Annotated in this window: 21 protein-coding genes; 9 read left to right on the forward strand and 12 right to left on the reverse strand. The window is 64.3% G+C overall.

The features are described from left to right. Positions 1–6: 6 nt before the first annotated feature. From IPN92_01500 to IPN92_01530, 7 genes are all read right to left on the reverse strand, one after another. Entirely contained in the window at positions 7–2058 is a 2052-nt protein-coding gene (locus IPN92_01500) for an SAM-dependent DNA methyltransferase (GenBank protein MBK8636995.1), read from the reverse strand. A 2-nt stretch (positions 2059–2060) separates the two neighbouring features. Beyond that, complete coding sequence (gene dinD / locus IPN92_01505; protein ID MBK8636996.1) at positions 2061–2909, reverse strand: DNA damage-inducible protein D; 849 nt, start codon at positions 2907–2909, stop codon at positions 2061–2063. Next, a complete protein-coding gene (locus tag IPN92_01510; protein ID MBK8636997.1) occupies positions 2890–4029 on the reverse strand; it encodes a restriction endonuclease subunit S in 1140 nt (379 codons plus the stop codon). Before IPN92_01510 ends, dinD begins: the two co-directional genes overlap by 20 nt. Further along, positions 4026–6440, reverse strand: coding sequence for a DEAD/DEAH box helicase family protein (locus IPN92_01515; protein MBK8636998.1), 2415 nt, complete (start codon positions 6438–6440; stop codon positions 4026–4028). Before IPN92_01515 ends, IPN92_01510 begins: the two co-directional genes overlap by 4 nt. 269 nt (positions 6441–6709) lie before the next feature. Next, positions 6710–7354, reverse strand: coding sequence for a DUF2076 domain-containing protein (locus IPN92_01520; GenBank protein ID MBK8636999.1), 645 nt, complete (start codon positions 7352–7354; stop codon positions 6710–6712). 258 nt (positions 7355–7612) lie between these two features. Further along, the gene (locus tag IPN92_01525; protein ID MBK8637000.1) at positions 7613–8794 is read right to left on the reverse strand and encodes an acetyl-CoA C-acyltransferase family protein; all 1182 of its coding nucleotides are present in this window, start codon (positions 8792–8794) and stop codon (positions 7613–7615) included. Positions 8795–8915: 121 nt separating this feature from the next. Further along, positions 8916–11597 carry a bifunctional acetate--CoA ligase family protein/GNAT family N-acetyltransferase gene (locus IPN92_01530; protein MBK8637001.1) on the reverse strand — a complete coding sequence of 894 codons (2682 nt, stop codon included), beginning with the start codon at positions 11595–11597 and terminating at the stop codon, positions 8916–8918. Positions 11598–11815: 218 nt separating this feature from the next. Between IPN92_01530 and IPN92_01535 the strand changes: the two genes are divergently transcribed. The 6 genes from IPN92_01535 (at position 11816) to IPN92_01560 (ending at position 16492) form a co-directional block, all read left to right on the forward strand. After that, the gene (locus IPN92_01535) at positions 11816–12748 is read left to right on the forward strand and encodes a histone deacetylase family protein (protein MBK8637002.1); all 933 of its coding nucleotides are present in this window, start codon (positions 11816–11818) and stop codon (positions 12746–12748) included. Next, positions 12741–13613 carry a penicillin-insensitive murein endopeptidase gene (gene mepA, locus IPN92_01540; protein MBK8637003.1) on the forward strand — a complete coding sequence of 291 codons (873 nt, stop codon included), beginning with the start codon at positions 12741–12743 and terminating at the stop codon, positions 13611–13613. Before IPN92_01535 ends, mepA begins: the two co-directional genes overlap by 8 nt. A 123-nt stretch (positions 13614–13736) precedes the next feature. Beyond that, on the forward strand, positions 13737–14858 hold the full coding sequence (gmd, locus tag IPN92_01545; GenBank protein MBK8637004.1) for a GDP-mannose 4,6-dehydratase: 1122 nt from the start codon (positions 13737–13739) through the stop codon (positions 14856–14858). 4 nt (positions 14859–14862) lie between these two features. Further along, positions 14863–15837, forward strand: a complete 975-nt coding sequence (locus tag IPN92_01550) for a GDP-L-fucose synthase (GenBank protein MBK8637005.1) — start codon at positions 14863–14865, stop codon at positions 15835–15837. 122 nt (positions 15838–15959) lie between these two features. Further along, positions 15960–16217: a type II toxin-antitoxin system Phd/YefM family antitoxin gene (locus IPN92_01555; GenBank protein MBK8637006.1), complete on the forward strand. Its 258-nt coding sequence runs from the start codon at positions 15960–15962 to the stop codon at positions 16215–16217. Further along, complete coding sequence (locus tag IPN92_01560; protein ID MBK8637007.1) at positions 16214–16492, forward strand: plasmid stabilization protein; 279 nt, start codon at positions 16214–16216, stop codon at positions 16490–16492. Before IPN92_01555 ends, IPN92_01560 begins: the two co-directional genes overlap by 4 nt. A gap of 223 nt (positions 16493–16715) precedes the next feature. Here the strand turns inward: IPN92_01560 and IPN92_01565 are convergent, their stop codons facing one another. Then, complete coding sequence (locus IPN92_01565) at positions 16716–17153, reverse strand: DUF29 domain-containing protein (protein ID MBK8637008.1); 438 nt, start codon at positions 17151–17153, stop codon at positions 16716–16718. A 126-nt stretch (positions 17154–17279) separates the two neighbouring features. Here IPN92_01565 and IPN92_01570 point away from each other — a divergent pair, with 126 nt between their 5' ends. From IPN92_01570 to IPN92_01580, 3 genes are all read left to right on the forward strand, one after another. Further along, positions 17280–18485, forward strand: a complete 1206-nt coding sequence (locus IPN92_01570; GenBank protein MBK8637009.1) for an ABC transporter permease — start codon at positions 17280–17282, stop codon at positions 18483–18485. A gap of 379 nt (positions 18486–18864) precedes the next feature. Beyond that, positions 18865–19095: a type II toxin-antitoxin system HicB family antitoxin gene (locus tag IPN92_01575; GenBank protein ID MBK8637010.1), complete on the forward strand. Its 231-nt coding sequence runs from the start codon at positions 18865–18867 to the stop codon at positions 19093–19095. Positions 19096–19103: 8 nt separating this feature from the next. Beyond that, positions 19104–19331, forward strand: a complete 228-nt coding sequence (locus IPN92_01580; GenBank protein MBK8637011.1) for a type II toxin-antitoxin system HicA family toxin — start codon at positions 19104–19106, stop codon at positions 19329–19331. Between the two features lie 279 nt (positions 19332–19610). Here the strand turns inward: IPN92_01580 and IPN92_01585 are convergent, their stop codons facing one another. From IPN92_01585 to IPN92_01600, 4 genes are all read right to left on the reverse strand, one after another. Continuing rightward, positions 19611–20183 (reverse strand): hypothetical protein, encoded by a 573-nt coding sequence (locus IPN92_01585; GenBank protein ID MBK8637012.1) that lies wholly within the window; start codon positions 20181–20183, stop codon positions 19611–19613. Between the two features lie 91 nt (positions 20184–20274). Continuing rightward, positions 20275–20475, reverse strand: a complete 201-nt coding sequence (locus IPN92_01590; GenBank protein ID MBK8637013.1) for a hypothetical protein — start codon at positions 20473–20475, stop codon at positions 20275–20277. 21 nt (positions 20476–20496) lie between these two features. Continuing rightward, on the reverse strand, positions 20497–21882 hold the full coding sequence (locus IPN92_01595) for a heavy metal sensor histidine kinase (GenBank protein MBK8637014.1): 1386 nt from the start codon (positions 21880–21882) through the stop codon (positions 20497–20499). Continuing rightward, positions 21879–22556 carry a heavy metal response regulator transcription factor gene (locus IPN92_01600; protein MBK8637015.1) on the reverse strand — a complete coding sequence of 226 codons (678 nt, stop codon included), beginning with the start codon at positions 22554–22556 and terminating at the stop codon, positions 21879–21881. Before IPN92_01600 ends, IPN92_01595 begins: the two co-directional genes overlap by 4 nt. Positions 22557–22711: the final 155 nt, after the last annotated feature.

Raw genomic sequence — 22711 nt, forward strand, 5'->3', positions numbered from 1 at the left:
TGGGTATTAAACGGATTCTTCCTCGGATATCCGCATCGAAGGGTTATCCATTAAGGCACGCAACCGGTCGATGGCGGCTTCAACCGTGCGCCCTCTTACGGCGATGGCCTCCAAAATTTCCTGGGGTGAGCGGGTATCACGTTCCAGGCGAACGCGCGGATTCACGGCCTTGAGATCGAAGCAGGCGGCATCGATGGAATCCGCAGCGGCTTGGGTATCGCGGGCTTTTCTCTCCGTGGCCAGGAGAAGGTCGCGGTAGGGGGTGAGTTCCGCATCCTTGGTTCCGCTCTTCTTGAGTTTGGCGATACGCTCCTTGAGGGCTAGGGCTTCGTTACCGAGTTGGCTCACCTGGGTCAGGAGCGGCGCCATCTCGGCTTGGGCACTGATGCGGCGGCCGGCAAAATTCAGGGTCCAAGAGAAATCGCTGTCCGCAGCCGGCGTGCCACGCTGCGCCAGCAGGCGGGCAAAGGTCGGGAAGGCTTCACCCTTCTTCTCCTCCCCCCATTCGCCCACCAGGGTGGCGGGTAGGGCGGCATTCTCCAGTATCTCGAAGCGCGGCCCCCAGCCGAAATGCGCCAGGGACATGGGCGTTTTCTTGCCCACCTTGACGTGAGAGAGGTCGTAGTACCAGATATGTTCGGTCTGGCGGCCCTTCGTAAAGAACAGCAGGTTGGTCTTGACCCCGGCGCCCGCGGCGGAGAAGACCCCGCCGGGAAGGCTGACGATGCACCAGAGATCGCACTCATCGAGTAGCTTGCGTTTGGTCTCGACGAAGGCGGCCTCGTTAGTGCGAAACAGCAGACCCTCATCCAGCACTACCCCGCAACGCCCCCCAGGACGACCATCCAGGGTCGGTTTAAGCCGGGACAGAATGTGTTGCAGGAACAGCACCTGGGTCGCGTTGGTCTGGAAGCTGAAGTGGTTGCGCGCCTCCTGACCCTCCTTACCGCCGAAGGGTGGGTTGGTTAGGATGGCGTCGAAGGTTACAGGCGCCCGCTCAAAGAGGCCGCCATAGGTCTCGGCGTCGGAGAGGGTGTTGCCGTGCCAGAGATTGGGCTGGTCGATACCGTGCAGCACCAGGTTGGCCAGGGCGATGGGAAAGACCAGATTTTCCTTTTCACGGCCAAAAAAGGTGTCGTGCTTGAGCTGTTCCAGATCGGTGGCGGCCGGCGAGTCCCCCAGCTTGCGCGCCAGGTACTCATAGCTCTGGGCCAGAAAGCCACCCGTTCCACAGCAGGGGTCGTACAGGGTCTCGCCGGGCTCCGGGTCCAGGGTGCCCACCATGGCCCGCACCACGTCGCGGGGGGTGAAGAACTGGCCACCATCCGAGTTCTTTTCGCCCATCTTCAGCAGCAGGTCCTCATAAACCTGGGACAGGGTGAAGAAGTGCTGATCGTCGATGTGCGCGATGCTGATCTCTTGGACGCGATCGAGGATGTCGCACAGATTGGTTTCCGAGTCCACGCGCACCCGCTCCACCGCCGTCATGATGCGGCCGATGACCCTTTGCTTGGGGCTGGCATAGGGGTTACCCCGGCCAGCATTAGGCCCGGACTGGAGGATGTCCAGGCCATGCAGGTAGGGGAGCAACTCGCTGTTGATGAAGGCGAGAAGGTTGCTGGCCCTGAGCTTGAGTTCTTCCCGTTTCCATCCGACGGGCTTGCCCTCGGGGGTGAAGGCCCTGGCCTTGTCTTCATAAGGTGCCGCCCAATCCTGCCAGCGATAGGGGGGGTGCAAGGCTGGGGAGAAGGATCTGCCTACTGCCTCGGCCACCTCGCGGTCGCGGGTCTCCTGGGCGTCGAGGATGCGCAGGAACAGAATCCAGGTCAGCTCTGGCACATATTGCAAGGCGCTGGCGCAGTTGGAGCGCCGCATGATGTCGCAGATGGATTTGACGAAGGACGAGAGGGATTGGGTGGAGGCGATAACGCGGGCCTTGTTGTTGCTGGCCCTTCCAACCGTCCTGGATGATGAACCCGACGGGAGCGGCGCCTGTTGGCGAGCAGCGGGATGACGCAAGTCAGGGTTGATAGTGGCCAAGGGTTGCTGTTTCGCCATCGTCATGGCTTTTTCTTCGCCAGCTTTTTCTTGGCGGATGCGATCTGCTGGATGCTGGTTTCTGGCTTGGGGAGGTTCTCGGGCATGGTGCCGCCGAGCTCCTGGATGGTCTGGCGTACCTTGCCGCCAACCTCGAAGTGCGTCCGATTGGCTTGCGCCTTGCCGCTTACCTCATCCCGGCGCAGCTTCTCCTCGGTCTGCGTGGCCCGGAACAGGTTGGCGGCCAGCTCGGTGCTGCCCATGTGATCAAGGATTTTCTGGTTTTTGCTCAACTCCTTGCGTGCATGAATAGCCTTGTGGCCCAGGCCGCCATACAGACCCTTGTAACCGTGATCCTGAAAGATGGCGTAGTCCAAGGGGGTATCCACCCCCGCATCCTTCGCCGCCGCGGCCAGGTGTTTGTTATGGGTAGCCAATTCGTTGCGGATGGACAAGCGCTTGTCGTCTTCGTTGAGCTGGGCGAACTTGGCGTCGTCGGCGAGTTCCTGCCGCCGGGTCTGCATCGCGAAGTAGGTCTGGCCGTTGGCGATGACCGGCTTGCCTGGATCGCCGTTCTGCACGATCAGATAACAGGCATAACGGGACAGACGCACGTTAGGCAACTCGCGCCGCGCGCCCGACCCGATCTCGACCATTCCGAGGATATCCTCGAAATGGTCTTCAACCGAGTGGCCGCTTTTTCGGCAGGCCTCCCGCGCCCGCTCTACTACCGGCAGGAAGTGGCGGTACTCCGAGTAATCCAGGACCTTGGCCAGGGGGCGCGCCAGCCAGAATTCATGGCCTTCGTCATCGATGTGGCGAATCCCCTCGAAGGTGGCGTGGTGCTGCTGGTTAATAGACGGGTCGCGCATCGGGAGTGCCCTCAATAGAATCGAATATCCTGGCCAAAAGCCGGCTTGGCAGCAACTCGATATCGCGCAATTGGGCCTCGATGGATTGCCGCATGGGGCGAAGCTCGGAAAGTGCCTGGCTGGCGAATTGTTGCACCCGATAGGGCGGCAGCTTGATCGCGCCCTCGGCCAACCGGTTGAAGAGCATTCTTTCACGCACGGCCCCGCGCGCGAGCGAGGCGATGCAGCGTTCGCCCTCGGGCGAGCGCAACCAGTAGTAGAGCCAGCGGGAATCCACCAATCCCTTACGTCCACGTAAGGCCACGTAGTCGGGGCTGGTGATGCCGGGCGCATCGCCCTCATCGACCATGGCAATCGAGCCGATCAGGATACGCATCGGGTTGTAGAACACCGTGCCCACCTGCACCGGCTTGTAGCGTTCGGGTTTCTTGCCCACCGGCTCCTTGGCCGGCGCCAGTCCATCGCGGGTGGTGCCCAGCACCGGGAACTCCGCCCAGCGGCTGCCGATGCCCTGCTTGACCTCTTCCAGAACCTCGCCCAGCGGGTGCGTTACGGTATCGGGGTGCGCGAGCGTCTCGCGGATGATCGCGTTGGCGAGATGCGTCAGCTCGCGCAGTTGGGCCTTGGCGGCTTGGCGGGCTTCTTCGACGGTGGTGAGCTGAGCATTAACTTCCTTCGCCGCAGATTGCTGCGCATTAATCGTTGGCAACCGAATCTGCAATGTTTCCAGGTCTTCTCGTGACAACCCAGGAACTGTTGCCCCAACTGCTTTCTTCCGGAAATGCTCCAACCGTGTCAGGAGAAAGCAATAGAGATAGTCGCGATCCAATTGCTCTCTATGACTTCTGATGGCCATCAATTGCCTACTGATGGCAACTGCATCGCTCGGCGCGGCATTGATCTTGCCAACTCCAGCGCCCTTGACGGTGATTAGAATATCCCCATGCTCGCAAATGGCCCTTGGCTTTTCGGTCCATCTGGTAACACAAGGGTGCTTCACACCAAAGTCTGCCGGCCCCGTCAAGTAACCGATGCCTCGACCATCTTGGTTGTGATCCGTTTCGAGGATGTGTTGACCAGAGATGATGTGCGCGACAGCACGCAATTCAACTGTCTTCATACCGCAAACAACCTCATCTTCGCCTCGCGCAGCACGTCGGCCGGCCTGCCCAAGGGGCGTAGGGCGGCCAGACCGCCCGCGCGGTGGATGTCGGGCACATTCCATAATTCGGTTGATTCCAGCGCCTCGGTGCCGCCCAGGCCAAACTGATGGCCGATGCCCTTGAGGACCGTAGCCGTCCTGTCATCCATGGAGGCAAACCAGGGCGTGTGCATTTCCAGGTAGGCGGCCTCGCGCTCCGGGCGTTTGAGCGCCCGCTCGCGATAGCCGTAGTGGGCGAAGAGGTCGAAGTGATCGCATTCCGTGAGGTGCAGGAGATCGCGCAGGGCATCCGGGGAGTAGTGCTCGCCCAGCAGGTGATCGATGAGTTGGCGGCGTTTCTGGGTCTCCACCCAGAGGCCACGAAAGTCCTGGATCGTGGCGGCCTCGCGCCGTACCCGGTCGATCATGGCCTGGCGATAGTCCTCCAAGGGCACCATGACATCGCGCCCCCCGCGTTGTTGGAGGATAAAACGGCCCTGGGGGTCGATCTCGACCAACTTGCCGCGTGTCATTTCCGGCAGGGGTGGACTGTCACCGCCGCCATCATCGCCATCGTCACCGCCAGCGCCGCCATCACCGGGCCTGGGGGGTGGCGTAATAAAGTCGGTGCCGAAGAGGTCGGTAACGCCCGTGTAGTCATAGAGCCAGAATTTATACTTCTGGGTCTCCTCATGGATACGAGTACCACGGCCCAACATTTGGTAGAAGAGAATGCTGGACTCCAGGTAGCGGAAAAAGACCACGGCGTTGAGACGCTCGATGTTTACGCCCGTAGCCAGTAGGTCCACGGTGCAGGCGATGAAGCAGCGTTGGCTGGAGCCGCGCATGGGCTCGATGAGATCGGCACCGGCTGTCGCGGTGCATTTGAAGGCGTAGCGATCCTTGGGGGTCATGCCCCTCGCCTGGCACCAGGCCGCATATAGCCGCTGCATTTCCAAGGCTACCCGGTCGGCGTGCCAGTCGCGGACGCAGAAGATGATGACCTTCTGCTCCGGGCCGCCCTGTTCGCAAAGGCGATCGAAGAGATCCTGGCACATGGCGGCGACGCGCTCGGGCAGCAGGAGGTCGGCATCGAAATCTCGGGCTTGATAGCTATCCTTGAGGTCTTCGGGCTGGACGTAGCGGCCGGTCCGAGCGTCCATGGCCTTGGCGGCGAGGACCTCCTCGCGGGTGAAGCTCCTCCCGTCGATGGAGGGCCTGAGCTTGACGACCTCGCAGGCGGCCAGGTAACCGTCTTCCTGGGCCTGGATCAGTCCGTATTCATAGACCGGTTCGCCAAAGTGCTTGATGTTGTGGGCGGTGATCGCTTCGTCCGAGTCGGCCTGGGGCTGGCGAGGCCGCTTGGGCGCTTGCAGCTTACGCGGCGTGGCCGTGAGCCCGATCTGAATGGCTTGGGGATTGCGTCTGAGGACCTCGGACCAGCGGCCCCAAGCTGAGCGGTGGCACTCGTCGATGACAATGACGGAAAAGGCGTTCTCGGGGTAGTGTTCCGTCAGGAAGCTGGCGAGTCGCTCGTCCTCGTCGTCCAGGCCCAGAGTCTGGTAGGTTGCGATCTGGATTTTAGCGTTCCGGGCAGCATTGAGGGGCGTCCCCGCCAGGCCGCGTTCGGTCTGGACGATGCGCACGCTGCCCTTGGGGAAGGCCATGGCCAGCTTCTCCCAGGCCTGCTCGCGCAGTTCGTCGCGATCGCAGACAAAGAGGGCAGGCTTGGCGAGGCGGCCGGCTTCATGTAGCCGCCAGAGGAGATTGGCGGCCAGGATGGTTTTGCCCGTGCCCGTGGCCAGGGAGAGGAGGATGCGGATGGCCAGGCCGGCACGCTCCTGGATCAGAATTTTATCGAAGGCGGCGCGGATGGCCGCGTGCTGGTAATAACGCGGCTGGTTGAAGGCCGGGCTGTCGCTCATGAAGAGCAGGGCGGCCTCGGGGGCGGCGAGGTCAATGCCTAGGTCACTGGCGTAGCGCCCGGTCAGTTCGGCGTGGGTGGGTAAGCCCTGGAAGGGAAAGGGGCCGCATGGCATTCCGGTCCCTTTGTCGAATTCGGCATAACGGTGGCCATTGGTGCTGAAAATATATCGCACCGCGAAGCGCGCGCAGTCCGCATAGCCCCGGGCCTGCTCCATGCCCGTGAGCGGATCGGCGGTTTCGGCCTTGGCCTCGATCACCCCCACGGGCAGGGGTGCCGGCATCCCATCGGCATGGACGCACAGAAGGTAATCGGTCCGGCCGCTCCCCGCCCGTCGGCGCCCCTTGGGGCCGCTCGGCTCCACCGGAGCGGGAGTCTCCAGTCTGATCCGCCACTGACGGTAACCCTTAGCCCTCAGCACCGGGTCGATGAGTTGAAAACGGGTTTCGGCCTCGTTGTAAGTCAAGAAACCCTCCATCCTGGGTGAAGGCGTCGAAAAGTGCACATTTCCGTGAGGAAGCGCGAGGTGCTCATGACTAATGGCCCTTCATGGACGCGAAATCTAATGTAGCTTTTTTACTCAGTTGGTTGTATCAAAAATTCTCCATGAGGCGTCAATGTGGCCGATGACGATGGCCTGAGATCAGGGACTATGCAGGCCAAAACAGATCACCCCGGCGGGGCCGGGGTGGGTTGTTTAATCCTGGACCTTGCGCGGATCAGTCCCGAAGGCGATCACCACTCATCGCCGCCACCGCCACCGCCTTCGTCTCCACCACCCTCGTCGCCACCACCAAAGAAGCTGTCGAACATGCCACCGCCCTCCTCGGCAGGGGCTTCGGGTGCCGCCGCGGCGGGCTCGGCCGGGGTCGCGGCGGCCTCGGCCGGGCTGGAGAACATGCTGCCGATGGCGCTGCCGAGGAGCACGCCGCCGGCCACGCCCATGGCGGTCTGCAAGGCGCCGGCCATGAAGCCGCCACCCTGGGCGCCGGGCTGTGGCTGGAAGGCGTTCGCCCCGCCCCGGGTCAGGCCCTGGGCGCCTGCGGGGCTGTTGCTCCAACCGCCGCTCGCGGCGGGGCGGGGTTGAGCGGGGGCCGCTGGCTGGCTAGCACCCCCAAACAGCCCGCCCAGGAAACCGCCGCCGCCCTGGGGGCGCTCGGCCAGTTGGCGCTCCAGATCCTCGACCTGGGTCTGGAGGTTCTTCAGGCCCTGCTCCTGTACCAGGACCACCTGGGACAGGAGATAGGGGGCGGCGGATTGACGGGTCATGAAGCCGTTGATCAGGGCTTCGGCCTCGGCATCGCGTTTGCCCATCTGGGACTCCGCCTGTTGCAGGCGCTGGTAGAGACCCTCGATCATGCCTTTTTCTTGTTCGTTCATGGTGGTTAGCCTCCTTGGGCTAGCTGATGAAGTGGGTGAAGTATTGAAATCCTTTAGTGCTGCCATCGTGGAATTAGTTCAAGGCCAGCCTAAATTGGGGATGGCAAGCGATAGACCTGTGCCCAAACAAAAGGGGCCCACCGGACCCGGCTCAAGCCGGCACGGTGGGCCCCATCAACCCTCGGGGTCACTCAGGGGCGTCGGACGCCCTGGCGGGATTCAGGCGAGAGGCATCCCTTTGCTCCCGGGGTTCGCCAATCAGAGCCGTTCGAAGATGGTCGCGATACCCTGACCGCCACCGATACACATGGTGACCAGGCAGTACTTGCCACCGATGCGCTCCAACTCATAGAGGGCCTTGGTGGCGATGAAGGCGCCGGAGCAGCCGACCGGGTGGCCGAGGGCGATGGCGCCGCCGTTCGGATTGGTCTTGACGGGGTCGAGGCCGAGGACCTTGGCGACCGACAGGGCCTGGGCGGCGAAGGCCTCGTTGGATTCGATGACATCCATCTGGTCCAGGGTCAGGCCGGCCTTCTTGAGGGCGATGCGGGATGCCGGGATCGGGCCCTCGCCCATGATGTGATTGCCCACGCCGGCCACGGCATAGGAGACGATGCGGGCCATGGGCTTGTGGCCTGCCTGGGCGGCCACGTCGGCGGCGGCCAGCACAAAGAAGGCGGCGCCGTCGTTGATGCCAGAGGCATTACCGGCGGTGACGGTGCCGTCCTTCTTGAAGGCGGGCCGCATCTTGGCCAGGGTCTCCAGGGTGGTGCCGGCGCGGGGATGCTCGTCGGTGTCGAACACCACCTCGCCCTTGCGGGTCTGCTTGACGATCGGCAGGATCTGGGACTTGAATTTGCCCTCGGCGATGGCGGCCAGGGCCCGGCGCTGGGACTCGACGGCGAAGGCATCCTGCTCCTCGCGGGTGATGCCGTGCTTTTCGGCCAGGTTCTCGGCGGTGATGCCCATGTGGCCGACGCCAAAGGGGTCGGTGAGGACGGCGACCATGGCGTCAACCGCCGTGGTGTCGCCCATGCGGGCGCCGGAACGCAGCGCCGGCAGCAGGTAGGCGGTCTTGGACATGACCTCGACGCCACCGCCGATGCCATAGTCGGCATCGCCCAGCATGATGTTCTGGGCGGTGGAGACGATGCCCTGGAGGCCCGAGGCGCAGAGGCGCGACACCTGCATGGCGACCGACTCCATGGGCAGCCCGGCCTGGATGGAGGCGACGCGGGCGACGTAGGCATAGCGCGAATCCGTGGGCATGGTGTTGCCGACGGTCACGTACTCGATCTGTTGGGGATCGACCCCGGAGCGGGCGACCGCCTCTTTCATGACGATGCCGGCCAGCTCGCTGGCATCGAACTCGGCCAGGGCTCCGCCGAAGGTGCCGATGGGGGAGCGCACCGCGCTCAGAACAACAACGTCTCGACTCATCTGGGTATCTCCTTGGTTTGATTATGTTTTAGTCTGTGAGGCTGGCGTTTGTCAATGACAACGTGGCATTTCAGGCCAGGGACGGGGATTCTAAACGCTTCCCCCCGCCGGCGGGACAAAATCAGAGCACCTTTTCGACCAATTGCACCCCAGGGTCCTGACGATCGCGTTCAATCCGGAAACCGAGGGAGCGCATCAGGGCCAGCATGCGGCTGTTGGCGGTCAACACCTCGCCATCCATGTTGCGGAAACCCCGGTCGCGGGCGTTCTGCATCAGGGAGCGCATGAGGCGGGCGCCGATGCCCCGGTCCCGCCAGCTATCCGAGACGACGATGGCGAACTCGCAGGTCTCGCCGCCGGGATGGGAGGAATAGCGCGCGACGCCGGCCATTTCGTCGCCATCGCCCTCCTCCTTGACCCCAATCAGGGCCATCTCGCGGTCATAGTCGATCTGGGTGAAGCGCACCAGCATTTCCGGTGTCAGTTCCTTGATGGCCTGCATATAGCGATAGTACTTGGTCTGCTCCGACAGGCCGCGCACGAAGTTCTGCACCATCTGGGCATCCTCGGGCTGGATGGGGCGAATTACCAGGTCGGTGCCGTCGGGCATCTGCACCCGCTCGATGAGGTGGACCGGGTAGGGGTGGATGGCCATGTGACCATAGGGCGGCAACTGGGGTGGCCGATACTGGACCTGGATGCGGGCGTCCACCGCAATGACATCTTTGTCGTTGCCAATCAGCGGGTTGACTTCAATGGAGATGATCTCCGGCAACTCGCAGACCATCTCCGAGACCCGTTGTAGGATCTTCGCCAGGGCCTTGCGGTTCATGGGTGGCATGTGGCGGAAGGCCCCCATGAGCCGGGCGACCCGGGTGTGGTTAATCATGGTCTCGATGATGAAGTCATTGAGCGGCGGCAGGCCCACGGCGTGATCCTCCAGCACCTCCACCTCGATGCCACCGGCGCCGAAGCTGATGATGGGGCCGAAAATGGGGTCGCGCATGACGCCGATCATGAGTTCGCGGGCGGCGCGGGCGGAGACCATGTGCTCCACCGTGACGCCCGCGATGCGGGCCTCGGGGCGCATGGCCTTGGCCCGCTCCACCAACTCGGAGTAGGTGCGGCGCACCGTCTGGGAGTCGCGGATATTGAGCCGCACCCCGTCCACGTCGGACTTGTAGGTGAGATCCGGCGAGCTGATCTTCATCACCACCGGAAAGCCCAGGGCCTGGGCCGCCATCAGGGCCTCGTTGGGGGAGCGCGCCGCTACCGCCTGCATGGTCGGGATGCGGAAGGCGGAAAGGATGGCCTTGGCCTCGACGATGCCCAGGGTCTTGCGGCCCTCGGCCATGACGCCCTCGATAATGAGGCGCGCCCCCTCCACGTCGGGGTTGCGGCGCTCGGAAAGGGGGCCGGGGTACTGCATGGAGAGCTTCTGGTTGCGGTGGTAGTTGGCCAGGTAGGACATGGCCTCCGCCGCCTGTTCCGGGCTCTCGAAATGGGGCACTCGGTTCTGGGCGAAGAGGGCCACGGCCTCGGCGACCAGGCCCGCGCCCATCCAGCAGGCCAGCACCGGCTTGCGGGTCTTTTTGGCGATTTCGACCAGGCGCTGGGCCACCCCGGTGGTATTGGTCATGGACAGGGGGGCCAGGATGGCCACCACGCCATCGACCGCGCTGTCGGCCAGACAGAGTTCCACCGCTTTGCCGTAGTTGTCCACCGTGGTCTCGCCCAGGACGTCCACCGGGTTGCCATGGGACCAGCAGCTCGGCAGAACCTCGCCAAGCTTGGCGTTGGTCTCTTCCGAGAGGGTGGCCAGGGTCAGGCCCAGTTCCGCGGCGCGGTCGGCGGCGAGCACGCCGGGACCGCCACCATTGGTGATGATGGCGATGCGGTCACCGCCCAGGCGTTTGTTGGCGCCGAAGACATGGGCGGCGGCGAAGAGTTGGTGCAGGGCATCGACCTGGACCGCCCCGGCGCGTTCCATGACGGCGCGAAAGACCTCGGTCGAGCCGACCCAGGCGCCGGTGTGGGACTTGGCGGCGCGGGAGCCCGCCGCCATGCGGCCCGCCTTGACCACGATCACCGGCTTGATCCGGGCCGCGGCGCGCAGGCCGCTCATGAAGCGGCGGGCATCGCGGATGCCCTCGACATATAAAAGGATGCACTGGGTGTGGGCGTCCAGGGCCAGGAAGTCGAGTACGTCGCCAAAGTCCACATCCGCCGCCGCGCCTAGGGAGACCATGGAGGAAAAGCCGATGTGGCGCGGCACCGACCAATCCAGCATGGCACTACAGACGGCGCCGGACTGGGACACCAGGGCGACGTTGCCGCTCACCAGTTGGGTGGCGACGCCGGAGGTGGCGTTGAGGCGGTTCTGGGGCCGGAGCATGCCCAGGGTGTTGGGGCCGAGAACGCGGATGCGATGGCGCCGCGCCGTTTCCACGATCTTGTCCTGCAGGTGGGCGCCAGCCTCGTCGGCCTCCGCGAAGCCCGCCGAATAAATAACGGCCATGTGCACGCCCTTGGCGCCGCATTGGCCCAGGATGCCGGGTATCGCCGGCGCGGGGGTGGCGATCAGCGCCAGATCGAGCGGCTTATCGACCTCCTCCAGGCTGGCATAGCTGCGCTTGCCGGCGACCTCTTCGTATTTGGGGTTGATGGCGAAGCAGGGTCCCTTGAATCCGCCCTCGATCAGGTTGCGGAAGACCAGGCCTCCCATGGATTCCGGATTGTCGCTGGCGCCGAATACGGCAACGCCGGTGGGAACGAACAGCGGATCCACGTCTGACAGCTTCACGATGGGAGTCCCTTTATGGGTTTGGTTGGGTTTTAGTGGAAATTAAGGGATAGAAGTCGAATCGCGTGGTGCGATCGGGTTAAGCTAAAAGGTGGTGGCGGGGGGGCGGACCATCCGGAACCCGCGTCCCAAGGGTCATCAATATACCTGATAATAAGCCTTGCCCGTTAGGACAGGGGCGCTAATAATCGAAAGCAAAACGGGGAGAGAAAAGCATCATGAACCTCGCCTTTATCGGTCACCCTCTCTGCCAGGAGCACAAGCCCGGCGGCCACCATCCGGAGTGCCCGGAGCGGCTCTATGCCATCGCCGATCGCATGATCGCCTCCGGCATGGAAATGCTGGTCACCCACTATGATGCCCCCGAGGTCACCCGGGAGCAGTTGCTGCGGGTCCACGACCCGGACTACGTCGACCTCATTTTCAACTCGGCGCCCGGGATGGATGGCCAGTTGGCCTGGATCGACGGCGATACCGCCATGAGCATCGGCACCCTCCCCGCCGCCCTGCGCGCCGCCGGCGCCGCCATCATGGCGGTTGACCTGGTCATGAGCGACAGGCACCACGCCGCCTTCTGCTGCGTCCGCCCGCCGGGGCATCACGCCGAACGCAATCGTTCCATGGGCTTCTGCTTCTTCAACAATGTCGCCGTCGGGGCCGCCCACGCCCTGGCCAAGTATGGCCTCCAGCGCATCGCCATCATCGATTTCGATGTCCACCATGGCAACGGCACCCAAAACATCTTCGAGGGCGACGAGCGGGTCCTCTTCTGCTCCAGCTTCCAGCACCCCTTCTATCCGGGTCCTGGCTGGGAGACCGACGCCAGCAACATTGCCAACCTGCCCTTGCCCAAGCTGACCGACGGCCCGACCTACCGGGCGGCGGTGACGGAGCATTGGCTGCCGCGCCTCGATGCCTTCGCGCCGGAGTTGATCATGATCTCCGCCGGCTTCGACGGCCACGCCGAGGATGACATGGCCCATTTCAATCTCCATACCTCCGACTTTGGCTGGATTACCCGTAAACTGCATGACCTGGCGGTCAAGCACGCCCACGAGCGCATCGTCTCCTGCCTGGAGGGCGGCTACGAATTGAACGCCTTGGGCCGCTGCGTCAGCACCCATGTCGATGAACTGATCGGCCATGCCTAGGCGGGCAAGAATGAAATTGTTACCCTTTGTTGTTAGCGCTGGCGTGCGCCTGGCCTTGGCCCTCGCCCCCGCCGCCCAGGCCAGTCCCTGGGCAGAGGTCCGGGCCGTTTCGCCCGGCCCCCCCGCGGCCATCGGGGAAGCCGCCAATGGTTGTCTGGCCGGAGCGGCCTCGCTGCCGGTCCAGGGCGAGGGTTTTGTCCAGATTCGCCGCGAGCGCCTGCGTCATTTCGGCCATCCCGTCACCTTGGCCTTCGTCAGGGATCTGGGCGCCGACCAGGCCCAGCGTACCGGCCGCTATGTCATGATCGGCGACCTCTCCCAACCGCGCGGCGGTCTCATGTCCTCCTCCCATCGCAGCCACCAGAATGGCCTGGATCTGGATGTCTGGTTCCAGTTCGCCGACTCCCCCAGCCAGGCCCAGCGGGCTTATCCCGAGTCCCGAAGTCCGCCCTCCATGGTCAGGGCCGATGGCCTGGTGGTGAATGGCTTCTGGGGTCAGGACCAGCGGCTTCTGCTCAAGCACGCCGCCGAGGATGCCCGCGTCGAGCGCATCTTCGTCAACCCCGCCATCAAGCAGGCCCTGTGCGAGAGCGAGACCGGGGATCGCTACTGGCTGCGCAAGCTCCGCCCCTGGCGGGGACACGACGCCCACTTCCACGTTCGCCTCAAGTGTCCCAAGGATAGCCCGGCCTGCGAGGACCAGTCCCCCATCGGTGCCGGCGAGGGCTGCGGTGCCGAGTTGGCCTGGTGGTTTACCGAGGAGGCCCGCAAGCCGAAAAGAGGTGGCGAGGCCAAGCCCGCCCCGCCCATGCCCGCCGCCTGCCGGGCCTTGCTGGCGAATCAGGACCTGGCGCGAAAGCAGTAACGCGCTGGGGCTATTTGCCCTCCATTGTCCAGGGGCTGGAAGCCGAGCAGGCCCATCGGCTGCTGGCCGCCGGTTGCAGTCCTCAGCCAACCATTTGCCCCAACTCGATCAGGAATCAGGATCATGACCCAACGCGCTCTCATCACCGGCATCACTGGTCAGGATGGCTCCTACCTGGCTGAATTCCTGCTGGAGAAGGGCTATGAGGTCCATGGCATCAAGCGCCGTGCCTCCTCCTTCAACACCCAGCGGGTGGATCATCTTTATGTCGACCCCCACTGCGACCAGCCCGCCTTCCGCCTCCACTACGGCGACCTGACCGACTCCTCGAATCTCACCCGCATCCTGCGCGAGGTGAAGCCCGACGAGGTCTATAACCTCGGCGCCCAGAGCCACGTCGCGGTGAGTTTCGAGTCCCCGGAATACACCGCCGACGTCGACGCCATGGGCACCTTGCGCCTGCTGGAGGCCATCCGCTTTCTGGGTCTGGAAAAAAAGACCCGCTTCTACCAGGCCTCCACCTCCGAGCTGTACGGCCTGGTCCAGGAAGTCCCCCAGCGCGAGACCACCCCTTTCTACCCGCGCAGCCCCTACGCCGTCGCCAAGCTCTACGCCTATTGGATCACCGTCAACTATCGCGAGGCCTATGGCCTCTACGCTTGCAACGGCATCCTCTTCAACCACGAGAGCCCCCGCCGCGGCGAGACCTTCGTCACCCGCAAGATCACCCGCGGCCTGGCCAACATCGCCCAAGGCCTGGAGCGTTGCCTCTATCTGGGCAACATGAACGCCCTGCGCGACTGGGGCCACGCCAAGGACTATGTGCGCATGCAGTGGCTGATGCTCCAGCAGGACCAGCCCGAGGACTTCGTCATCGCCACCGGCGTCCAGCATACGGTGCGCGACTTCGTGCGCTGGTCGGCTGCGGAACTGGGGCTCACCCTGCGTTTTGAAGGACATGGCCTGGACGAGCACGCCATCGTCGACCGTATCGAGGGTGACCAGGCCCCGGCCTTGAAGCCCGGCGACAGTATCGTGCGCGTCGATCCGCGCTACTTCCGGCCTACCGAGGTGGAGACCCTCCTCGGCGACCCCACCAAGGCCAAGGAACGCCTTGGCTGGGTGCCCGAGATATCCGTCCGGGACTTGTGTGCCGAGATGGTTGCCCAAGACCTCAAGATCGCCCGTCGCCACGCCTTCCTCAAGGCCCATGGCCACGATACGCCCATTTCGGTGGAGGATTGACCCCATGCCCCGTGACCTGGACCAGACCCTCTACATCGCCGGCCATCGCGGCATGGTCGGTTCCGCCCTGGTCCGCCGCTTGGGCGCCCTAGGCTACCGTAACCTCCTCACCGCCAGCCATGCCCAGCTCGACCTCCTCGACCAGGCGGCGGTCAACCGCTTCTTCGCCGACCACCCCATCGACCAGGTCTATCTGGCCGCCGCCCGGGTTGGTGGCATCCACGCCAACAATAGCTACCCGGCCGACTTCATCTACCAGAACCTCATGATCGAGGCCAACCTCATCCAGGCCGCCCATGCCCAGGGCGTCCAGAAGCTGCTGTTCCTCGGCTCCTCCTGTATTTATCCGCAGCTCGCCCCCCAGCCCCTGGTCGAGGCGGCCCTCCTCACCGGCACCCTGGAACCGACCAACGAACCCTACGCCATCGCCAAGATCGCCGGCATCAAGCTGTGCGAGAGCTACAACCGCCAGCATGGCCGCGATTACCGCAGCGTCATGCCCACCAACCTCTACGGCCCCGGCGATAACTACCACCCGGAGAATTCCCACGTCATCCCCGGCCTGCTGCGGCGCTTCCACGAGGCCGTGCGCACCGGCGCCGACCAGGTGACCATCTGGGGCAGCGGCACCCCGCGCCGGGAATTCCTCCATGTCGACGACATGGCCGCCGCCTGTGTCCATGTCATGGAGTTGGCACCAGCCCGCTACCAGGCCCACACCCGGCCCATGCTCTCCCACATCAACGTCGGCAGTGGCGTGGATGTCACCATCCGGGAATTGGCGGAGACCATCACCCGCGTCACCGGTTTCCAGGGGCGGCTGGACTTCGACCCCAGCAAGCCCGACGGCACCCCGCGCAAGCTGCTGGACGTGTCGCGCCTCAAGGCCCTGGGCTGGGAGGCGCGCATCGGGCTGGAGGAGGGGCTGCGGGATGCTTACGACTGGTACCAGCGGCGCGCTGCACCTAAACCTGAGTAGATCAGCAATGGCGTAGCGGGCGAGGTATCCTTGCTCGACGTTAGGGGTATCGAATCAGCTGTCGAACTGTGCTATTAAGCGCACGCTCAGCGACACGATTTAAATCATGATGGACGCTTCCCATGAGCCATGTCAGTGCAAATGATCTGAAAACTCGAGGTATTGCCGCGATCGAGGCGGCCCTGAGCGAACACGCCGAGGCGCTGGTGTCGGTGCGCGGTAAAGATCGCTTTGTGGTTATGGAACTGGCGCAGTACCACTATCTTCGCGAGTGCGAATTGGAGGCTGCGCTGGCTCAGGCCAAAGCGGATGTTGCCGCCGGGCGAGTGATCAAGGAGTCGGCTGAGGCGCACCTGGCGCGACTGGATACGATGGAATGAGCTTTTCGCTCGTTTTCACAGACAGCTACAATCGGCGCGCGGCTAAGTGGCTGAAAAAACATTCGGAGCTTCGCGCCACCTATCTGAAGACCCTACAGCTTCTTGAGCTCAACCCGTTTCATCCTTCTCTGCGCCTGCATGCGTTACGTGGCCGGATGCAAGGGGTTTACTCGGTGTCTATCAACATGTCTTATCGCATCACGATAGATCTCCTGATTTCCGAGCAAGAGATTATTTTGCTGAATGTGGGTGACCACGAATCCGTATACGACTAAGTCGCGGTTACCAGCACCTGATCGCTCTGCCTGAAGTCAATCGAGAGACCTCGGCACCCTCGGCGGGCAAGGCAGGACCGCGCCCGGCTGGGACCTCCCGCGGCTCATCGTCGACGACGCCGAGATCCCCGTCGCCTGGTTGCTGCCCAGCCACCCGGCGGGACTCGCCCTGGAAGTCCTCAACTTCATCTAAAATCGAACATAAGAATACGGCATCCCCAGGTCAGTCCGGCAACCAGGCTTGATCCAATACCTGCAACCTACTCCAGGGACAGGTATCGGGAAAATCCGATAATCCCGTCTCCTCGGCCACCTGAGCCGTGGCGTCATCCCAGACACCGGCCCACCAGTCCGGTTCGGCGAGCTTGGGGCCCAGGCTCGGAGTTTCCTCCAGGCGGCGGGCGATGCCGCGGCGCTGATTGCGGATGGTAACTTGCCAGCTTGCCCCTCGCCGCGGGGGCTGTTGCTCCCACTTGAGGAGATGGGCCAGGAGGATGGCCATACGGTTGGCCAGTTCTCGTTGTTCGCTCTTGCCCACGTCTTCGATCTCCTCGGCCAGGTGCGCGATATCCAAGAGGTCGAACCGGCCCTCGCGCAGCAGGCGCGCCTGTTCGCTGGACCAGGTGACCACATCATCTTCGTAGCGTACGGCGGTTGTCATTGCCTCTTCCTCAAGGGCGATCATTTGGGTCACTGCTTTTGCTGGCAGTCGAGTATATTCGCTTACCTTGGCCGAGTGTCCAACCTCTCTGAAACGCCGCTATAACCGGTCTCTCCCAAAACATTCATGCGCCTCAAAGATGCCTTGACCTTTAGCCTGCGGTCCCTGACGAGCCAGCCTGCCCGGACCTGGCTGACACTGCTGGCCATGGGGCTGGGGACGGCGGCGGTGGTGGTGCTGAGCTCCCTGGGGGAGGGGGCGCGTTCCTATGTCTCGGGCAAGTTCACCCAGCTTGGTACTCACCTGCTCATCGTCCTGCCGGGGCGTAGCGAAACGACCGGCGGACCGCCGCCCCTGATCGGCGGGACGGCCCGGGACCTGACCCTGGACGACGCCCTGGCCCTGCTGCGCTCGCCCCTGGTGGAACGGATCGCACCCCTCAGCCTGGGGTCGGCCCCGGTCTCCCACGGCAACCGGGAACGGGAGGCCAACATCGTCGGTACCACCGCCGACTTCCAGCCGGTGCGCCAGATCGAACTGGCCCAGGGCCAGTTCCTGCCGCCGGGCGATCCCCGTCAGGGTCAGGCCGTCACCCTCCTGGGCGAGAAGCTGGCCCGGGAACTCTTCGACCAGCAGTCCCCTCTCGGCCAATGGGTCCGTATTGGTGATCGCCGCTTCCGGGTCATCGGCCTCCTGCAAAGCGCTGGCTTCTCCCTGGGGGCGGATCTCGGCGATACGGCCCTGATCCCGGTCGCCTCCGCCCAGGCCCTCTTCGATAGCCCGGCCCTCTTTCGCATCCTGATCCAGGCCCGCAGCCGCGCCGCCCTGGCCCCCGCCGAGGAGGCCGTCCTCGCCATCCTGCGTGAACGCCACGAGGGCGAGGACGATGTCACCCTCATTACCCAGGATGCCCTGCTGGCCACCTTCGACAAAATCCTCAATGCCCTGACCCTGGCGGTGACGGGCATCGCCGCCATCAGCCTGCTGGTGGCGGGAGTGCTCATCATGAACGTCATGTTGGTGGCCGTCTCCCAGCGCACCCCGGAGATCGGCCTCCTCAAGGCCCTGGGCGCGGCCCAGCGGCAAATCCTCGCCCTCTTCCTCACCGAGGCCCTGCTGCTGGCGCTGGCGGGGACGGCCCTGGGCATCCTGGTCGCCTATGGGGCGGTTGCCCTCTTCAACGCCCAGGTCCCGGCCTTCAGCCTGGTCACGCCCCTCTGGGCACCGCTGGCGGCGGCGGCGGTCTCCCTGGCCACCGGGCTCCTCTTCGGCCTGCTGCCGGCCCTGCGCGCGGCGCGCCTGGACCCGGTGGTGGCCCTGTCCGGGGGTTGACGCCCTGCGCGCCCGGGACTATGGCCGCTTCAGCCTGACCGCCCAACCTGCTATTCAACCCGATCCTGGCCTCTTTTCGCGCCTTGGCGCGGTTTTTTCGCCCGTGGCCGGCCTACTGGGTGCTCAAAAAGGTCCAAATTACCAAACGAACCCATTTCAGTTCTGAACAGAAGGGGTTGGAGCAGAGATCCGAGCCAACAGACGTTAGCCTGCTGATCGGGCGCAAATAGAACGCGAACCTGGCCTTTTCTCCATTTTTTACACTTGGGGGAGGATTGAGGCGGCGGAGCCGTTGCGGGCGCGGTGAGTGCAACCTTTGGCTAGCCCCTATAAACTGCTAGCCCTACCTTGTCGAGCTGTGTTTTGAGGGTGCGTTACCATGGAAAAAATGCTTAAAATCCATATCGAATCCCTCAATGAAGGAGGCTTTCTGGCGACATCCGATGATATTCAAGGACTTGTAGCCCAGGGGCGCACCGTGCAGGAGACATTGGATATTGCTAAGGATGTAGCCCGGCGCCTGCTTGAAGCACAGGAAGAACGTCATAGGGTGGTCCCGTTGCAGCCACTTGAACCTTCATTTGACTATCCCTTGATTATTGGCGCCTAGCGTATTCCATGGGCCGGTTATCGGGCTTCCGTTATCGCGACATCGTGCGCCGCTTGAAGCAGTTTGGTTTTGTCTTTGATCGCCAGGCTGCTGGCAGTCATGAGATCTGGTACAACCCGCAAACGGGCCTCTACACCACCATACCGAACCACCCGGGCGATCTACCCGAAGGCACGCTGAGAGCTATTTTGCGCCAGGCTGGCGTGACACCAGACCAGTTTCTGGCTTTGGGGTAAGCCGGTGGCGCAAAACCTGGAGCCCGCGTCTTAAACGAAGGCACCTCTAAGTCAACCCCGACAACCTGCCGCCCATCGGCAATCTACCGTCATCGCGGGTGAACCATGTCCCTGGAAGATGCCCTGAGTTTTAGCCCGGTCGCGGCCCGGTCCGGGGGCTGACGTCATGCGTGCCCGGGACTATGTCCGCTTCAGCCTGACCGCCGTGGGTGCCTATCGCGCCCGCAGCCTGCTTGTGGCGGAGCCGAACAAGACCATGATCATCAGCGCCAGAATGTGTCAATGAAAATGAGACACTGGGGTATCGAAATGAGGGTTGTTCCTGGGGCGCCTTGGGCGCCTCGGGGTCGACGGGAAGCGCTGGTGGCGGCGGGTTGATCCAGGCGGCGTTCGGGGTTGCCGCGGGGTCGGTTGCTGCCCCTTGAAGCGTGCTGAGTTGGCCTCGAAGGCCGCGGTCAGGGTGCGTGAGCGTGCGGCCAGGCTGTCTGCGACGCGGCCGTGGTGGACACCGTCGGGGGCCATGAAGGCGATGCCGCCGCAGCGCTCGGGGCCATCGGGTCGGTACTTCAGCGTCTTGACGTGGGACTCGCTGCAAGGGTTATCGTTGCTGACAGCGGGGCGGCGGTGGGTTTTAGCGTGGTTGGTGTGGGGGGAGGCCTCGACGCAGCGCTCCGTGTGCCGGATCGTCAGGGCGTGATCGCGTTCCTCGGGGGTGAGTGTGAGCGGCGGCGTCGGGCGCGCTGGCGCCGCGACTCGGGCGCGTTGCCGGTAGCGGCTGGCAGGCGCCACCCCCAGGGCCCGGCAGGCACGCGCCACGCCGACCCCGTTGCCCAGCGTCTCGGCCGCGGCCATCAAGCTCTGCCGGCGCTCACCCGCGGGCTGGGGCCGATCCCCGACCACAGCGAGACGTTTTTTGGGACATCAAGGAGGGTCTCCGCCTGAATCAGGCGCGGGCGCCACCGCGCGACTGCGCGCTCCAACTCCGCCACCCGGGGCCTTGGGCAGCGCGTGTGTAACCCCGGCGACCGCGCTGGCGCGGCGTCAGTGCTGCCAGGGCACCGACGATGCTCTCCAGCATGGTCTCGGCGATCAATGCCAGGGTGCCCGGGTCGAGCTGCATGGGGTCGTCGATGATGGCGAACAAGGCCGCCGGCACCGAGACCCTTTAACCCATCCGGGGCAAGACAATGACAAACTGCGTTCCGCCCTCGCTCGATGTGACCCCGATGGTTCCGCCATGGGCCGTGACGATGGACTTGACGATGGCCAACCCTAGCCCGGCGCCTTCGCCTTGACGGCGGCGGACGGGATCGACGCGGTAAAAGCGGTCGAATAGCCGCGGCAGGTGTTCGGCCGGGACCTGTACCCCGGGATTCTCGAAGGTGATCCGAGTGCCCTGGGTGTCTGCCTCTAGGTAGACCTGCACGCTCTGACCGGCCGGGGTGTGACGGATGGCATTGGTGAGTAGATTGCTCAGGGCGCGGCGCAGCATCGGACGATCTCCGGTTACGGCGGCGGCGCTACCGTCCAGGGCGAGGGTGACACCGCGTTCGTCCGACCAGGCATCGAAGCAGTCGAACAGGTCACGGACCTCGGCGGCAAGATCCACGGCGGTTGTGCTCGGTTTCAGCAGCCCATTGTCCGCCTGGGCGAGAAAGAGCATGTCGCTGATCATCTGCGCCATGCGCTCGTACTCTTCCAGGCTCGAATAGAGGATTTCTCGATACTGGTCGAGGGTGCGCGCATCGGAGAGTGCCACCTGGGTCTGGATCATCAGGTTGCCCACCGGGGTGCGCAGTTCGTGAGCGATGTCCGCGGAGAACTCGGACAGACGCCTGAAGCTGTCCTCCAGCCGCGCGAGCATGGCGTTGAAGGCGACCACCAGCGTCTCGATCTCGGCCGGCACCCGGGCCTCGGGCAGGCGCGCCCCGAGCCGGCTGGCCTCCAGGGTCGAGGCCAGGGCCGTTACCCGCCGTAACGGGCGCAGTCCCGCCCGGGTGGCGGCCCAACCCAGGACCCCGGTGAGCAGGGCGGCCAGTGCCATCGCCATGGCCAGGGTGCGGCGGAACCCGGCCATGAAGTGCCGGTGGTGGCTGATGTCCAGCCCAATGACGACCGTATCGGGTCGGTCCGGGGTCAGCCCCGTCGGCGCACCCGCCGTCAGGGTGCGGAACCAGCGCCCACCCTCCTGCCATAGTCTCCACCGCCCTTGGGCCAGGCCGATCCCGGCCGCCTCCCCGGCCGGGACCTGCACCTCCCCGGTGGCAAACCGCAGCGCCCCATCCGGGGCCAGCACCCGCACCGCCAAGCCTGGGTGGCCGACCAAGGCGTCGTCCAGCTCCCGGGGCAGGGCGGCAAAGTCCGTTGGGGTCTGGACCTTCGCGAGCAGGTTGCGCACCAGGGCGAGTTTGCCCTCCATCTCGTGACGGTCCAACTCCAGGAAGTGGGCCTCAACCGACCGCGCCACCACCCAACCCAACCCCAGCAGCACCACCACCGCGGACAGGGCAAAGAGCAGGCTCAGTCGCGCGGTCAGGGACAGGGCCTTCACTCCGGCGCCTCCAGCACATAGCCCATGCCGCGCACGGTCTGGATCAGCTTGGGTTCGAAGCCTTCGTCCACCTTGAGGCGCAGCCGGCGGACGGCCACCTCCACCACGTTGGTGTCGCTGTCGAAGTTCATGTCCCACACCGACGAGGCGATGAGGGAGCGCGGCAGGACCTCGCCGCGTCGGCGGACGAAGAACTCCAGTAGGGCGAACTCTTTGGCCGTGAGGTCGATCCGCCGGCCAGCACGCAGGACCCGCCGCCGCAACAGGTCGATCTCCAGGTCGGCGACCGCAAGCTGGCTCGGCTCCGGCGTTGTGCGGCCACGGCGCAGCAGGGTACGCACGCGCGCCAGCAGCTCGGCGAAGGCGAAGGGCTTCACCAGATAGTCGTCGGCGCCCAACTCCAGCCCCTTGACCCGGTCGTCCACCTGATCGCGGGCGGTGAGGAAGAGCACCGGCAGATCGCGGTTCGTCCGGCGCAGCCCCTCCAGGACCTGCCAGCCGGTCAGCCCCGGCAGCATTACATCTAGGATGACCAGATCGTAGCCACCGCTGGTGGCCAGGTGCAGGCCGTCCCAGCCGTCGCGCGTCAGGTCTGCGACAAAGCCCGCCTCGGTCAAGCCCTGCCTCAGGTAGTCGCCCGTCTTGGGCTCGTCTTCGACGACCAGGATCTTCATCGTTTCCCCTCCAAACCGCCTCCCGAATACACGCTCTTGATCGATAACAGCTTTGTCATCGGGCTGTCAGCATGTCGTTGGTACCCCCAACCCAGAATATACACATGAGCAGGACGTGCTCAACCTTCTCAACCGGCTGCGAGGAAGCGCAACGA

This window comes from Chromatiaceae bacterium (assembly GCA_016714645.1).
Lineage (GTDB): Bacteria > Pseudomonadota > Gammaproteobacteria > Chromatiales > Chromatiaceae > M0108.

Excerpts from the sequence above, each read along its gene's own strand:
- IPN92_01510 (MBK8636997.1), bottom strand. The coding sequence starts at position 4,029 with ATGAAGACAGTTGAATTGCGTGCTGTCGCGCACATCATCTCTGGTCAA.
- dinD (MBK8636996.1), bottom strand. The coding sequence starts at position 2,909 with ATGCGCGACCCGTCTATTAACCAGCAGCACCACGCCACCTTCGAGGGG.
- gmd (MBK8637004.1), top strand. The coding sequence starts at position 13,737 with ATGACCCAACGCGCTCTCATCACCGGCATCACTGGTCAGGATGGCTCC.
- IPN92_01565 (MBK8637008.1), bottom strand. The coding sequence starts at position 17,153 with ATGACAACCGCCGTACGCTACGAAGATGATGTGGTCACCTGGTCCAGC.
- IPN92_01575 (MBK8637010.1), top strand. The coding sequence starts at position 18,865 with ATGGAAAAAATGCTTAAAATCCATATCGAATCCCTCAATGAAGGAGGC.
- IPN92_01570 (MBK8637009.1), top strand. The coding sequence starts at position 17,280 with ATGCGCCTCAAAGATGCCTTGACCTTTAGCCTGCGGTCCCTGACGAGC.
- IPN92_01560 (MBK8637007.1), top strand. The coding sequence starts at position 16,214 with ATGAGCTTTTCGCTCGTTTTCACAGACAGCTACAATCGGCGCGCGGCT.
- IPN92_01550 (MBK8637005.1), top strand. The coding sequence starts at position 14,863 with ATGCCCCGTGACCTGGACCAGACCCTCTACATCGCCGGCCATCGCGGC.
- mepA (MBK8637003.1), top strand. The coding sequence starts at position 12,741 with ATGCCTAGGCGGGCAAGAATGAAATTGTTACCCTTTGTTGTTAGCGCT.
- IPN92_01580 (MBK8637011.1), top strand. The coding sequence starts at position 19,104 with ATGGGCCGGTTATCGGGCTTCCGTTATCGCGACATCGTGCGCCGCTTG.
- IPN92_01555 (MBK8637006.1), top strand. The coding sequence starts at position 15,960 with ATGAGCCATGTCAGTGCAAATGATCTGAAAACTCGAGGTATTGCCGCG.
- IPN92_01525 (MBK8637000.1), bottom strand. The coding sequence starts at position 8,794 with ATGAGTCGAGACGTTGTTGTTCTGAGCGCGGTGCGCTCCCCCATCGGC.
- IPN92_01535 (MBK8637002.1), top strand. The coding sequence starts at position 11,816 with ATGAACCTCGCCTTTATCGGTCACCCTCTCTGCCAGGAGCACAAGCCC.
- IPN92_01500 (MBK8636995.1), bottom strand. The coding sequence starts at position 2,058 with ATGGCGAAACAGCAACCCTTGGCCACTATCAACCCTGACTTGCGTCAT.
- IPN92_01585 (MBK8637012.1), bottom strand. The coding sequence starts at position 20,183 with ATGGCCGCGGCCGAGACGCTGGGCAACGGGGTCGGCGTGGCGCGTGCC.
- IPN92_01600 (MBK8637015.1), bottom strand. The coding sequence starts at position 22,556 with ATGAAGATCCTGGTCGTCGAAGACGAGCCCAAGACGGGCGACTACCTG.
- IPN92_01520 (MBK8636999.1), bottom strand. The coding sequence starts at position 7,354 with ATGAACGAACAAGAAAAAGGCATGATCGAGGGTCTCTACCAGCGCCTG.